At 69.9% G+C, this 14152-nt stretch carries 9 protein-coding genes and 1 pseudogene; all 10 read left to right on the top strand.

All coding sequences use genetic code 11. The annotated features are described in order from the left end of the window. The first annotated feature begins 24 nt into the window (after positions 1-24). Entirely contained in the window at positions 25-321 is a 297-nt protein-coding gene (locus ACZZZB_RS05000; protein WP_056008215.1) for a WXG100 family type VII secretion target, read from the top strand. 119 nt (positions 322-440) lie between these two features. After that, positions 441-938 (top strand): annotated as a pseudogene (locus tag ACZZZB_RS04995) (hypothetical protein); the annotation flags it as partial. Continuing rightward, the gene (locus ACZZZB_RS04990) at positions 938-1882 is read left to right on the top strand and encodes a hypothetical protein (protein ID WP_463529108.1); all 945 of its coding nucleotides are present in this window, start codon (positions 938-940) and stop codon (positions 1880-1882) included. The pseudogene ACZZZB_RS04995 and the gene ACZZZB_RS04990, both read left to right, overlap by 1 nt. Further along, complete coding sequence (locus ACZZZB_RS04985) at positions 1879-3528, top strand: hypothetical protein (RefSeq protein WP_463529107.1); 1650 nt, start codon at positions 1879-1881, stop codon at positions 3526-3528. Before ACZZZB_RS04990 ends, ACZZZB_RS04985 begins: the two co-directional genes overlap by 4 nt. 61 nt (positions 3529-3589) lie before the next feature. Then, positions 3590-4102: a hypothetical protein gene (locus ACZZZB_RS04980; RefSeq protein ID WP_463529106.1), complete on the top strand. Its 513-nt coding sequence runs from the start codon at positions 3590-3592 to the stop codon at positions 4100-4102. After that, positions 4099-4920 carry a PP2C family protein-serine/threonine phosphatase gene (locus ACZZZB_RS04975; RefSeq protein ID WP_137242168.1) on the top strand — a complete coding sequence of 274 codons (822 nt, stop codon included), beginning with the start codon at positions 4099-4101 and terminating at the stop codon, positions 4918-4920. The genes ACZZZB_RS04980 and ACZZZB_RS04975 overlap by 4 nt, the downstream gene beginning before the upstream one ends. A gap of 10 nt (positions 4921-4930) precedes the next feature. Next, positions 4931-6289 carry an FHA domain-containing protein gene (locus ACZZZB_RS04970; protein ID WP_463529105.1) on the top strand — a complete coding sequence of 453 codons (1359 nt, stop codon included), beginning with the start codon at positions 4931-4933 and terminating at the stop codon, positions 6287-6289. Between the two features lies 1 nt (position 6290). Next, positions 6291-7934 carry a serine/threonine-protein kinase gene (locus tag ACZZZB_RS04965; RefSeq protein ID WP_463529104.1) on the top strand — a complete coding sequence of 548 codons (1644 nt, stop codon included), beginning with the start codon at positions 6291-6293 and terminating at the stop codon, positions 7932-7934. A 39-nt stretch (positions 7935-7973) separates the two neighbouring features. Beyond that, positions 7974-8732 (top strand): hypothetical protein, encoded by a 759-nt coding sequence (locus ACZZZB_RS04960; RefSeq protein ID WP_463529103.1) that lies wholly within the window; start codon positions 7974-7976, stop codon positions 8730-8732. A gap of 120 nt (positions 8733-8852) precedes the next feature. Beyond that, entirely contained in the window at positions 8853-14111 is a 5259-nt protein-coding gene (locus tag ACZZZB_RS04955) for an Ig-like domain-containing protein (protein WP_463529102.1), read from the top strand. Positions 14112-14152: the final 41 nt, after the last annotated feature.

Here is a 14152-nt window from a genome sequence, read left to right as displayed (position 1 = left end):
GACCACAACGAAGGAGCAAGACTCATGGCCAACATCAACGTCAACTACAGCGAGATCAAGCAGGCCGCCGTCAACCTGACGACGGGTAAGGGCGAGGTCGAGACCACGCTCAACCGCCTCCAGACCCTCATCAACAACCTCGTGTCCTCCGGGTTCCAGACCGACACCGCGTCCGGCACCTTCAACGAGACCTACACGGCCTTCACGCAGAGCGCGACGGTCACGATCCAGCACCTCGACAAGCTGTCGGGCTACCTCAACAACGCCGTGACCACGCTCGAGCAGACCGACGCAGCGCTCGCTGCCGGCGCCGGCCAGTAGTCACCACCGTCGGCTTCGCTCTGCGCGCCCTCCCGACCAGGTGTCGGTGAGGGCGCGCGGGTTTTCCGGCGAAGGCGACCCACGGCGACAGCGACGCAGCACCACGCGACGAGGAGCGAGCAGTGTACGGCGACACCCAACAGATCCGCCTCCGCGCGACGGAGCTACGAACCCTCGCGACCGAGGTCCGTAGCCGCGCCGGGGACCTCCGCTCAGCCGCCGAGCTCGCGTGGACCTCCACCGCGGCGGAGACCTTCATCGAGCAGCTCGGCACCCGGGCGGTCTCGCTCGAGAACTCGGCGACGCAGCTCGACGACGCGGCCGACAAGCTCGACGCGCACGCGACCGCCGTCGAACACGTGAAGCAGCTCATCGAAGATGCCGCGCGTTGGGTGGGCGACCGCTGGAACGACGCGGTGAACCTCGTCTCCGGCGCGGTCGAGACCGTCAAGGACGGCGCCGCGAAGGTGTTCGAGTTCTTCGGCCAGGAGGTCCCGGACTTCCTCGTGCACCAGGCCAAGGACATCGTCGCCTCCACGCCATCGCTTCCGACACCCGGTGACCGCAGCTGGCTGGACCTTGCAGACCTCTACCGCAGCCGAGGATGGACTCCCTGATGCCCATGACCCGTACCCGCCCGGCTCCGGCCGCGGCAGCCTTCCTGCTGACCGCGGACGAACTCCACGTCCTGGAGCACCGCACCCCGCACATCGTGCTGCCACCCGCCTTCCACACCGAATGGGGTTCGGACGTGTCGCCCGCCGAAGTCCGTGAGCGCGAGCAGCGAGCCGTCGCGCGGCTCCGGGAGCGGCGGCTCCTCGCCCGCGGCGACGACGGCCTCCCGGACGACCTCACCGCTGACGTCGATCCCGACTTCGCCGCCTTCCTGTCGATGCCGCAGTTCGCGACGGCGGCCGTCGACGCCTCCTGCTGGACCCTCGACCGGACGGCGATCCAGTCCGTCTCCGTGATCGGCGCGCACGCTCTGGCGCTGTTGCGGACGCAGCGGGTCGACCACTCGGACGCGTCCGTCGCCGAGCACGGCACGGCCGCGCGCGACGAGGACGCCGTCGAGATCCGCGCCTTCGACACCGCCGGGCTGGCCCAGCAACTCCTGCGACCCCTCTCCGCGCTCCACGACGTCCCCGACGCGCGGGGTCGTTCGACCGAGGTGGTCGTCCTCCCGCTCGCGGACGCCGAGGCGCTCGTCCTCGCGCTCCGCCAGGACCGACCTGACGTCGTCGGCGCGGTCGTCGAACAGCTCCACAGCCCGCAGGCCGCGGTGCTCCTCGGCGGCGTCGCCCAGCGGATCGACGGCGGTTTCCGGCTCGACGCACTCTCCCGGATCGGGGAGCCCATGAGACGGTGGACGGACACGTGGCTCCGTGGTGCCGACGGCTGGGTCGCCGTGTCGGTCGACACTCCGGACGTCGAAGCGGCGGGGATGGACCCGTCCACCGTCGCCGAGGGGACCCGGGTCTCGCTCCGGGCCGTCCGTCGCGCGGACATCGTCGCCGAGGTGTTGGCGATCGCCGCGACCATCCAGGGAGCACGGGCATGAGCGGCATCACGGTCTCCGGTGGAGCCGGCGGCGTCGGCGCGAAGCTCGACGACATGCGGCTGCAGGCGCAGCAACTCGCCACGTTGTCGACCGAGCTGATCGGGCGTTCGGGCACGGCCGCTGCGAAGGCGGTCGACGGCGATCTGCTCGAGTCCATGATCCTGTCCCCGGTGACGGGGGCGGCCGCGGAAGGCGCCATCGTCCTCGCCTCCGGTTCCCTCCTCCTCGTCGCGACCGAGACCGGCGTCTCCGCCGTCTTCCTCGAGGGCGCCGTCGTCGCCTACGAGACCGCCGACCAACTGATCGCCGCGGCGACGGTCGCCCTCCACAACGGCGTCGCCTTCGTCATCGGCGTCCTCGCGGTGCCGGTCGGCCTCGTCGCAGCGGCGGGCGTGGCGGTGGTGGGCGGGGCGTGGATGCTCACCGTGGCAGGCGTCAACATCGTGGTCGAGGGTGTCGACTCGCTGGTCGAGGGTGCCCAGCAGACGCTCGACCAGATCGGCGACAACCCCTGGCTGCTGCTGTCGCCGGCCGGCGTCGCGGGACTGTTCACCGCCAACTCGATCGCCGCCTACTCTCCGCAGGAGGTCATCGATCGGACCGCCGCGACGTACGCGGACGCACTCGCGAGACTGCAGGAACTCGCTCCGATCGCAGGTCAGGCCGCCAACGAATGGCTGGGCGACAACGCGTGGATCGAGGACATCCTCACGGACGGTGCCCCAGGTCTCCTGGCCGGCCTCACCTTCCTCCCCGGGCTGTTGCCCGGCTTCAACGGACTCATGTCGGTCGTCACCGGCCAGGGCTGGCCGCCGCTCACCTATGAGCAGGCGATCGATGCCATCGCCACCGGTGGCGGCCGGTTCGGCCTCTTCGACGACGGGCAGGGCGGCCTCGCCATGGATCCCGACGACCCCTCACAGCCGCTCGCCGTGCCTCGGGACCGAACCGTCACCGACCTCGGCGACCTCCTGCAGGGTTCGGCGGACATCGACAAGGGTGAGGAGGAGCTCAGCAACATCCGCGTGATCCAGTCGGCCGGACCGCCGCCGAGCTGGATCGTGCAGATCCCGAGCACGCAGGTCTGGGATCCGCACGGTGGCGCGATCTCGAACGACCTCACCTCGGACATCGCTGCCATGCAGGGTGAACAGACGGCGCTCGGCCAGGCGGTGAAGGACGCGATGGCCGCCGCCGGCATCCCTCCGACGGACCCGGTGATGCTCGAGGGCTTCAGCCTCGGCGGGATCACGGCCGGGTCGCTGGCCTCGGACCCGGACTTCGGCTACAACGTCACGCACGTCGTCACGGCGGGTTCGCCGATCGCACGCTTCGACATCCCCGATGACGTGCAGGTCCTCTCGATGGAGTTCAACGAGGATCCGGTCGCCCGGCTCGACGGACAGGGGAACCCGGACTCGGCCAACTGGACGACGGTCCAGGGTGACGCCCCGCGACTGGGCGGCGTCAACCCGGAACAGCAGGATCCGGGGATCGCGAGTGCCCACAACGCGCAGCGGTACGAGATGATGGCGGACGAGACGTCGTCGTCGGGAGACCCGAGCGTCGACGCCTACCTGGACTCGGCGAGCGGCTTCTTCAGCGGTGATCAACAGGTGACCGACTACAGTCCTACGCGGAGATGATCGACCGCGGCCCGGCACCGGGTCGCCCGTCCACAGCCCGTTCCCGACCGTGAGGCCTTCCATGCGCATCAGCACCATCGTCCGATCCGGCGCCGTGTCGGTCGTCCTGTTGGGGCTCCTCACCGCCTGCGGGACCGCAGCGCCGACGGCGCAACGCACCCCGGCCCGCAGCCCGGACCGGACACTGGCCGCCGTCGAGGAAGCGGTCGCCGAGATCCCCGGGGCCGACTTCACGGCCGCCCGCGCCTGGGACGGCACGACGGCGTACGTCACCGCGACGCTCTCGGCGACCGACGCCTTCACCGGCGACCCCGGTGCCCTCGTGGACTACTCCCTCGCGCAGCTCGCGTCCCAGGACGAGGTCGACCGCGGGCGCTTCGTGCGATTCGCCTTCGACGCCCCCGGGCAGACCGTCGAGTCGACGATCGCCATCCTCGCGACGCTGGACATCGCCTCCGAGCAGTACGCCGGTGGCGATTCCGTGGAGCTCTCGAGCTCCGACCTCGACGCGAGGTACGGAAGCTGGCCGGGCGAGGTACCGACCCTTCCCGCCGCGTTGGGCGGTGCGGGATGACGACGATCGAGACCGCGCGGTCCACGCACACCCTGCGCAGCGAGGGCCGGACCGACACCGGGCTGGTCCGACGCCTGAACGAGGACGCGTTCTACGCCGGCGCGCCCGCCTTCGTGGTCGCCGACGGCATGGGCGGGCACGAACGCGGCGAGGTCGCGAGCCGTGAGGTCGCGGCGGCGCTCGAACGCGGCATCCCGATCGGTATGCCGACGACGACCGAGGCGGTCGTGACCACGATCGTCGCCGCCAACGCGGTCATCCGCAGCATCCCCACGCCGAACGGGGTCATCGGCACGACCGTCGCGGGCCTCGCGCTCGTGGCGCTGTCGCCGCAGACCGACCTCCACTGGATGGTGTTCAACGTGGGGGACTCCCGGGTCTACACCTGGGCCGACGGCGCACTCCGTCGGATCACCGTCGACCACTCGGCCGTCCAGGAACTCGTCGACGCCGGCTCCATTACGGAGGCGGAGGCGCGCGAACACCCCGACCGCAACATCGTGACGAAGGCGATCGGCGTCGAGGCCGGCATCGACCCGGACGTCTGGCTCCTCCCCGTCGCCGGGCGGCAGCGCTTCCTGCTGTGTTCGGACGGGCTCACCGGTGAGCTGTCCGACGAACGGATCGCCGAGGTCCTGTCGCAGGGCTTCGAGGGAGCCGCAGACCGCCTCGTGGAGCTCGCGCTGGCCGCCGGCGGACGGGACAACGTGACCGCGCTTGTCGTCGACGTCGTGTCGACCTCGCTGATGTCCAGCGGCCCCGGCTACGATGACGCGGGTGGTCTCGGGTATCTTGAAGAGACGATGCCGCGAGGCTAGAGGAGTGGCCGTGTACTCGTACGAAATGGAACCGGCCGAGGTCCGCCGTTGGCTCGCTGTGGCGGGGCCCGGCAGACTGGTGCTGGTCGACGCCCAGGGAGACGACACCGCCGCTGCCGCATTCGCCGCGGACCTCCCGGGCGACGCGTCGCTGTCGCTGATCGTCGACCGCCTCGCGGCCGGCGGTCTCTCGAACACGCCCGCGTTCGCCGCGGCCGTCTGGGACGGATCGGGCGCGACGGTCATCGTGCGCGGGCTCGCGGCCGCCGTCGTGACGAGCGCCGCCGGGACCGAGACGGTCCTGGGCGCCCGCGCGACCACCTGGGTCGAGGAACACCACGCCGACGCGGTGAGCGTCACGCTCCGGAGCGACCAGCCGAACCCGTCCGGCGTGCGCCTCCCGCTCGGGTCGGGAGCCGTCTGGACGACCTCCATCACGGCGACCCTCGACGAGGAGACCACGGCTTCCCTCGCCACTCCGACCACCGACGAGCGCCGGCCGACCGAGTCGTCCACGAGCACGCCGACCGCGGCGGAGCAGCTCGCGGCCCCGCCCGTCCCGGCCCCCGCCGAGCCCGCTGCATCCGCGGCGACCTCGGACGATGCGGACGACGAGACGGACGGCGACGAGGCGACCCCGGTTGCGCACGTCGAGCCCGTTCAGCCGCTCCACGTCGTGCCGTCCGTCTCCGACACCCAGTTCTTCCACGATGAGGACGACCCGGACGAGACCCCGTCGACCCCGGAGGAGCCCGTCGACGAGGGTTACGACTTCCTGTTCGGCCAGACCGTGCTCCGTCCGGTCGGTGCGGCGGCGGTCGACGAGGCGGGCGACGCCGAACGCGCGGCGGCCGAGGCGTCGGCGCACCAGCAGGCGGCAGCCACCGCGGTCGCCGCACCGGAACCCGCGGCAGCCGGACCATCGGACCTCGGCGACCACGACGGCCACACGATCCTCGCCGAGGATCTCGCCGCGCTGCGTGCGCGTCGCGCGGCCGAGACCCCGCCCGCACGGTCGTCCACCCCGTCGGCCACGCCGCTCACCTACCTCGAGCTCCCCGGCGGGACTCGCCAGTCGCTCGCCTCGCCCGTCGTGCTCGGCCGGGCGCCGAGCGTCTCGCAGGTCCCGGCGTCCGTCGTCCCGACGCTGGTCACGCTCACGGGTGACGACATCTCGCGGAGCCACGTGCGTGTCGCGGTCGAGGGCGGCACGGTCGTCGTCACCGACCTCCACTCGCGGAACGGCACGCAGGTCGTCCTGCCCGGTCAGGCACCGCAGTCCTTGCGACCTGGGGAGCCGACGCCGGTGATCGTCGGGACCGTCATCGACCTCGGCGGCGGCGTCGCGCTGCGCGTCCGAGAGGGCTGACGTGCGCCGTTCACCCTCGCAACCGCCGGCCATCCCCGGGCTGCGGTTCGAACGACAGCTCGGAGCCGGTGGGTTCTCCGACGTCTTCCTGTACGAGCAGCAGCTGCCGAGGCGTCAGGTCGCCGTCAAGGTGCTCCTCGCCGAGCACCTCAGCGAGCAGACCCGCGAGGCCTTCGTCGCCGAGGCGAACCTCATGGCGCAGCTCTCCGCGCACCCCTACATCGTCACGATCTACACGGCGGACGTCGCTCCGGACGGACGACCGTACCTCGCGATGGAGTACTGCGCGGGGCCGAGTCTCGCCGAGCAGGCGAAGCTGCGGCGGTTCGCCGTCGCCGATGCACTGCGCACCGGCGTCCGCCTGGCCAGTGCGGTGGCGACCGCCCACGCGGCCGGCATCCTCCACCGCGACATCAAACCGGCCAACGTGCTCACCAACGCGTACGGCTGGCCGGCGCTGACCGACTTCGGCATCTCGCAGGCCGTCGAACTCGAGGTTCCGACGACCGCCGGCCCCGGGCGCCCTGGCGACGTCGGTTCCACCGGTGCCTCGGGCACGCAGACGGTCGGTCTCTCCATCCCCTGGTCGCCGCCCGAGATGTTCGAGGACGAGCCGCATCCGGACGTCCGGTCCGACGTGTTCTCCCTGGCCGCGACGGTCTACACGCTGCTCGCCGGACGGACGCCGTTCGAGATCCCCGGGCAGTCGAACGGTGCGGCCGACCTCATCAGCCGGATCGAGCGTGGGACCGTCACCCCGCTCGGGCGCGACGACGCACCGGCTTCCCTCGTCGCGACGCTGCAGAAGGGCCTCGCGAAGGATCGCGCCAACCGCTTCGAGAGCGCCGTCGACTTCGCTCGGGCGTTGCAGCGCGTCGAGATGGAGCTGGCCTACGCGCCGACGCCCATCGACATCCCGAACCTCGTGCAGCCGCAGTCGCAGGGCCCCCGACCGGACACGTCCAGCAGTGCGTCGGACGAGACGCGGGTCCGACAGGTCCCGACGGTCGAGGCCCAGCCCCGACCCAGCGTGCCGAGCGTGCAGCCGTCGGTCGGCGACGAGACGGTCGTCCGCTCGGCGGGACCGCTCGTGCAGCCGATCCAGCCCTCGGCCCCGATCATCGTCGGAGCGGCCTCGCTGCCCTCCGAGACGATCCGCCGAGACCGCCTCGAGACCGCCGCTGCAGTTCCCACGGAGGACCCCGATGCCGATGCGGCCGGACGAGGCAGACGTCGCCGACTGACCCGCCTCCTCGTCGTGGGCGCCGTCGCGGTGCTGGCGGTCGGCGGCATCGCGGCCGGGATCATCTGGCAGGGGGCGGCCGCCGACCCGAAGCCCACGGCCGCCGCGACCGGGGCGCCGATCCAACTGAGCGACGTCCCCTCGCCGAAGCCGTTCGGCGTGAACATCAGCGAGGACGGCAGCGTCGTCACCTTCATCTGGGACAACCCGGACCCGCAGGACGGCGACTCGTACATCTACCAGGTGACGAGCAGCGGCAAGAATTCGCCGAAGGTACCGACCTCGACGTATGCGGTCGATCTGAAGCCGAGCGCTCCGGGCGCGCAGCTGTGCATCGAGGTGGTGATCGTCCGAGGCGGCGTCACCTCACCCGATCCACTCGAGATGTGCTCGCAGCAGTAGCGGGACCGAGACGATGACCGACCACAGGGGGACCAGACGATGACCACGGACGAGGCGACCGACACGGAGACGACGAAGACGGCGGTGCGCGTCGAGTTCTGCGGCGAGGAGTACGCCGTGGACGCACGCAAGCCGTTCCTGATCGGGCGCGAGGGTGACCTCGTCGTCGACGAGAACCCCTTCCTGCACCGCACCTTCCTCAGCGTGACCTTCGATGCCGGGCTCTGGTGGCTCACGAACATCGGGAACACCCTCTCCGCGACGGTGACGGACACGACCGGTAACGTGCAGGCGTGGCTCGCGCCCGGTGCCCGGCTTCCGATCGTGTTCCCCGAGCTGCAGGTGTTGTTCAGTGCCGGGACGACGACCTACGACTTCACGATCACCTCGGACCTCGAGTACTTCAGTCCGTCGCAGCTCTCGACGACCACCGCCGGAACCACGACGGTCGGGCCGATCCACCTGACGAGCAGCCAGCGCCTCCTCATCGTGGCCCTGGCAGAGGACGTCCTGCGCCAGGCGTCGCCCGGTCGCGGCGAGATCCCGGCGTCCGCCGCCGCTGCCGCCCGCCTCGGTTGGAGCCAGACCACCTTCAACCGCAAGCTCGACAACGTCTGCGACAAGCTCGACAAGTTCGGTGTCCAGGGGCTGCGCGGCGGGCCGGGGAAACTCGCGACCGGCCGTCGTGCACGGCTCGTCGAGTACGCGGTCTCGACCCGTCTCGTGGACGCCAGCGACCTCCCGCTCCTCGACCACGCCGATCAGGCGGATGCCGGCGAGGTCGGCCCCGGCCGTTAACGAGCGCGACATCTGATGTATGTCATTCGTGTCGATGAGACTGACTCGCAACTTTGCTAGACTCAGCGGCGACCGTGGCATGATGGCGGCCGCCTGACCGAACACTTCACCTGGGGGATCGTGAGCAACTGGAGTGCCTGGCTGCGCAAACGCAAGACCGCGGCCTCGATCACGGCCCTGTCGGTCCTCGTCGCCGTGCCGGTGACCGCCGCGCTCATCCACCAGGGCTTCCCGGTCACGGAGGTCGACCTCGAGTCCCGCGACGTCTGGGTCACCAACGGCGAGTCGCTCCTCGCGGGGCGGCTCAACGATCAGATCTCCGAACTCGACGGAGCGGTGTCGACGGCGTCGAACAACGCCGACGTGCTGCAGGACGGCGACGACGTCTTCCTCCAGGACAAGGCGCTCTCCTCGCTCGAACGCATCGATCCGGCCTTCACGAGCCTCATCCAGCGTGTCTCGCTGCCGACCGGCGCGACGGTGCACTACGGCGGTGACCGACTCTCGGTCGTGGCTGGGGAGACCGGCAAGCTCTGGTCCGTCGATGCCGCGGGGGAGCTCCGCTTCGACCCCACGGAGACGAAGCCGATCGTCTCCATCGGCAAAGCCGGTCAAGCGGTCGTCACCTCGACGGGCACCATCCTCGCGGTCGCACCCGCGAAGGGGCGCCTCTACCGCATCCTGCCCGACGGCACGAAGACCGAGTCGAAGCTCCCGAAGCTCGACGACTACCAGTTGAGTGCTGCCGGTGAGCAGGCGGTCATCCTCGACCTGAAGTCCGGCGACCTCGTGAAGCAGGACGGCTCCGTCGTCGAGCTGCCAGGCAAGCCGCTGAAGATCCAGGAGCCGTCGGCATCGGACGACGCCGCCGTCATCGCGACCGGTGACTCGCTCGTCCGCGTCCCACTCGGCGGCGGCGACCCGGAGGTGCTCGACGCGGACGTCACCACAGCGGCGACGAGTGCGGCCGAGGTCACGGCACCGGTCAACCTCGACGGCTGCATGCACGGAGCCTGGGCCTCCTCGAGTCGGTACGCAGCCGAGTGCGCCGACAAGAAGCCGGTCATCGAGGACATCAACCCGGAGACCATCGGCCAGCAGCTCGTCTTCCGGGTGAACCGCTCGGTCATCGCCCTGAACAACGTCCAGACCGGCAACTCCTGGCTCGTCCAGGCGAACATGCGCCTCGTCGACAACTGGGACGAGGTGACACCCCCGCAGGAGGAGGACGGCGAGGACGGCGACGAGAAGGCGTCCGAGCAGTCCTTCGAGGACACGCTCGCCGAGCGCACCGAGGAGAACCGTCCGCCGATCGCCCGCGACGACGCGTTCGGCGTCCGTCCGGGTCGCGCGACGGTCCTGCCGCTGCTCGACAACGATTCCGATGCGGACGGCGACGTCCTGACGATCCAGAACACCAGCGACGTCGCGGCGGAGACCGGCAAGCTGGAGTACATCGACGGCGGGCGTGCGCTCCAGTTCACCCCGGCCGAGGGGTTCGTGGCCGGGACGACGTCGTTCCGCTACTCCGTCAACGACGGCCGCCCAGGCGGCGTGGCCGAAGCGAACGTGAGCATCGCCATCAAACCGCCCGAGGTCAACGAGCCGCCGACGTCCCATCGCGAGGCCGCCGTGTCGGTCGAGGCCGGGCAGACGGTCACCTACAACGTGCTCGCCGACTGGCGTGATCCCGACGGCGACGACATCTTCCTCCAGTCGGCGTCGCCGGCGTCCAGCGACCTCGTCCGGTTCACCCCGGATGGGTTCGTGACGTTCACGCACGCCTCGCCCGAGATGGGTCCGCGCGACGTCAAGTTCGTCGTGTCCGACGGGGTCACCTCGGCGGAGGGCACCCTCAAGGTCGACGTGCAGCCCGCCGGAGCCTTGAGCCCGATCGGGACACCCGACTTCGTCTCGACCTTCGTCGGCGAGTCCGCGCTCGTCCAACCGCTGGCGAACGACCAGTCCCCGAGTGGGGCCCCGCTCGGCCTCATCGGTGTCGAGGCCCTGCAGGGCGGACTCGTGTCCTCGCCGAGCCTCGAGAAGCAGTCGGTCACCGTGTCCTCGAACGAGCCCGGCACCTACTACCTGAAGTACACGCTCGGCGCCGGTATCGCCTCGAGCATCGGGCTCATCCGCGTCGACGTCCTCGAGAAGCCCACCGATGTGCGGCCGCCGGTCGCCGTCAAGGACGAAGGCTATCTGCGTCCGAACGAGACGATCACGATCCCGGTCCTCGCGAACGACGAGTCGCCGGGTGGGCAGGTGCTCGCCGTGCAGTCCGTCTCCGTTCCCGACGAGTCCACCTCGTTGTCCGTCGAGGTCCTCGACAGCGCGGTCATCCGCGTCTCCTCGTCCGCGCCGATCGAGCAGCAGCTGCAGTTCACCTACGTCGTGTCCGACGGCACCTCGTCGGCTCAGGCGGCCGTGACGGTCGTCCCGGTGCCACCGCTGCCGAAGCATCAGGCACCGGTCGCCACCGACGATGCGGTCGTCGTCCGCGCGGGCGACATCGCCAACGTCGCGGTGCTCGAGAACGACTACCACCCGGACGCGGCGGTCATGCTCGTCGACCGCCAGCTCGTCGACGATCCGACCGCCGGCCTCGCCTTCGTCGACGACGACGAGGTCCGCTTCCAGGCGCCGAGCGAACCGGGCACCTACACGACGACGTACCGTGTGTACGACACCTTCGGCGAGGCCGACACGGCGACGGTCACCTTCAACGTGGTCGGCGAGGACAAGAAGAACAACCAGCCGCCCGTACCGCAGCTGCTGACCTCGCGCGTGTTCGCGGGTGCGACGGTCCGTGTGGACGTCCCGCTCGACGGCCTGGACCCGAACGGTGACTCCGTCGTCGTCGACGACATCGCCTCGGCACCGTTGCTCGGTCGCGTCATCGAGCAGGGGAGCACCTGGTTCGTCTACGAGGCGGCTCCGGACTCCTCCGGGACCGACACCTTCCAGTACCGGGTCAAGGACACCTACGGGGCGGTCGCCGTCGGCACGATCAAGATCGGGGTCATCGGACGCCCGGAGGTCGACGGCCAGCCGAACGCGGTCGACGACTACATCGAGGTCCTGCCGGGCAAGGTGGCGTCCGTGCCGGTGCTCTCGAACGACTCCGATCCGAACGGGTACAAGCTCAAACTCGAACCGAAGCTGCTCTCGGTGGACGACGGCCTCACCGCCGAGGTCAGCAAGAGCCGTGTCGTCATCGAAGTGCCGGAGGAGGAGGCGTTCTTCACGGTCCGGTACCAGATCACCAACGGCAAGGGTGGCATCGACAGCGCCTACATCCAGGTCAAGGTCACGAAGGACGCGAAGCCGCAGTTCCCCGAGGCGGATGACCACGTCCTCGAGGACGCCGACATCGTCGGCAAGAAGACCATCGACATCGACGTGCTCGACGGCGCGCAGAACCCCGGTGGACTGATCGACGACCTGCAGCCGAGCGTCGAAGGTGTGAACGCCGCCTCCGGCGAGGTCCGCGACGGTGGCACCATCCGGGTGACCCTCACCGACCGACGCCAGGCGATCGCCTACCGCCTGACGGACCCGGTCACGCAGCTGAGCGGCGCCGCGTTCATCATCGTGCCGGCCGCGACCGACGGCGAGCCGCCGCGGATGAAGAGTCCGCTGCCGGAGCAGATCGTCAAGGTCAACGAGACGCGCACCTGGAAGCTCTCCGACATCACCGAGGCGCCGTCGGGCAAGCCCGTCACGATCGCCTCAGAGGGCAGCGTCGTCAACTTCCGCAGCAACGGGACCTCGAGCTACGTCGACGACGCCACGATCACCTTCACCCCGGCGAAGGACTACCGCGGCCCGGCCTCGGTGAGCTTCGAGGCCACGGACGGTCGCGAGAGCAAGCTGCTCACACTGCCGATCACGGTCGGAGACCCGGACCTCGAGGACGTACCACCGACGTTCACCCCGGTGACGATCCCCGTCGAAGCGGGTGAACCGGCGATCGTCGTCGACCTTCGCGCCTCGAGCGACCACCCGAACCCGAAGATCCTCGCTGCCCTGTCCTACCAGGGCCTCACCGGGACGACGGCCGGCGTCCAGGGCAGTCTGTCCGGGTCGCAGCTCACGGTGTCCGCTCCGCAGGGTACCCAGCCGGGCACGTCCGCCACACTGAACTTCACGGTGAGCTACAAGGAGTACTCGATCCCGGGAACCGTGACGGTCCAGGTCGTCTCGTCGTCCCGGCCGCTCCCACGTGCCATCGACGACCGCGTCGAAGAGGGCCGCAAGAACAAGGCCGAGTCGATCAACGTCCTCGCGAACGACTACAACCCGTTCCCCGACACCCCGCTCAAGGTCCTCGACGCCACGGTGGAGAGTGCTCCGGCGGGTGGGGCGACGGCCACCGTCTCCGGAGGCTCGGTCACGGTCACGCCCGGGTCGTCCAAGAGCGGTACCGTCAGCGTCATCTACACGATTCAAGATGCGACCAACGACCCGAACCGTCGAGTCCAAGGCCGCATCACGGTCATCGTGAAGGATGTGCCCGATCCACCGTCGCTCAGCCTGAAGAGTGCGAAGAGCGGAAAGATCACCGTCGTCGTCGGCGGTTCGCCGGCGAGCAACGGCTCGCCCATCGACTACCACGCGGTGAAGTGGAGCGGCGGCGGGGAGAAGCAGTGCGCCCCCGGCAACGACTGCACCTTCGACGTGACGAACGGGCAGAGCTACACCTTCACCGCCTATGCCCACAACGCCGTGGGTCCGAGCGCAGGTTCGAACGAGATCTCGGCGACCGCCTACGGCGTGCCGAGTGCGCCACAGAACGTCTCGCTGAAGTCGTCAGGGGATGCGCCGGCGACGTTGACCATGCGGTGGAACGCCCCCGCCGACACCGGCGGACAGGTCGACAAGTACCACTGGCGGATCATGAGCGGCTCCAGCACGGTGCAGACCGGGACGACGGGTGGCACCAGCGACTCGGTGGGTGGCATCGGCGCCGGTACCTACCAGGTCTACGTCTCTGCGGAGGGTCCCGGAGGTACCGGACCTGAAGGCGGGCCGGCCGAGGTGACGGTGAACAATCCGCCGCCGCCGAAGCCGAGCGGCTCGCTCTACAAATCCGGTCAACCGCACGCGTGTCAGAGCGGCGGTACCGGTTGCTACGACGTCGGAGTCCGCTACGCCGACGTCCCGAACGGCAACTACGACGTGCAGATCCAGCGCAATGGCTCGGCGGTGGGTTCGACCTCGAACATCAACGCCAGCGGGACGGGCAGCTTCGTCCACAACAACCACCTGGGCGTCATCCCCGCCGGTGAGACGATCACCGCGTTCTTCCGGAACACGGCGACGGGCGAGACGTTCAGCATCGGGGCCACCTCAGCAGCCGCATGGAACGCGATGTAGCGGCTCGACCTTCCACCTCTCCCTCCTACACGAAAGCATCC

The sequence above is a fragment of the Plantibacter sp. AC185 genome (assembly GCF_979258065.1).
This window is presented reverse-complemented; position numbering and strand designations above follow the sequence as displayed.

What these genes read in the sequence shown, in the direction of transcription:
- ACZZZB_RS04980 (WP_463529106.1), top strand. Translation starts at nt 3,590, where the DNA reads ATGCGCATCAGCACCATCGTCCGATCCGGCGCCGTGTCGGTCGTCCTG.
- ACZZZB_RS04985 (WP_463529107.1), top strand. Translation starts at nt 1,879, where the DNA reads ATGAGCGGCATCACGGTCTCCGGTGGAGCCGGCGGCGTCGGCGCGAAG.
- ACZZZB_RS04975 (WP_137242168.1), top strand. Translation starts at nt 4,099, where the DNA reads ATGACGACGATCGAGACCGCGCGGTCCACGCACACCCTGCGCAGCGAG.
- ACZZZB_RS05000 (WP_056008215.1), top strand. Translation starts at nt 25, where the DNA reads ATGGCCAACATCAACGTCAACTACAGCGAGATCAAGCAGGCCGCCGTC.
- ACZZZB_RS04960 (WP_463529103.1), top strand. Translation starts at nt 7,974, where the DNA reads ATGACCACGGACGAGGCGACCGACACGGAGACGACGAAGACGGCGGTG.
- ACZZZB_RS04990 (WP_463529108.1), top strand. Translation starts at nt 938, where the DNA reads ATGCCCATGACCCGTACCCGCCCGGCTCCGGCCGCGGCAGCCTTCCTG.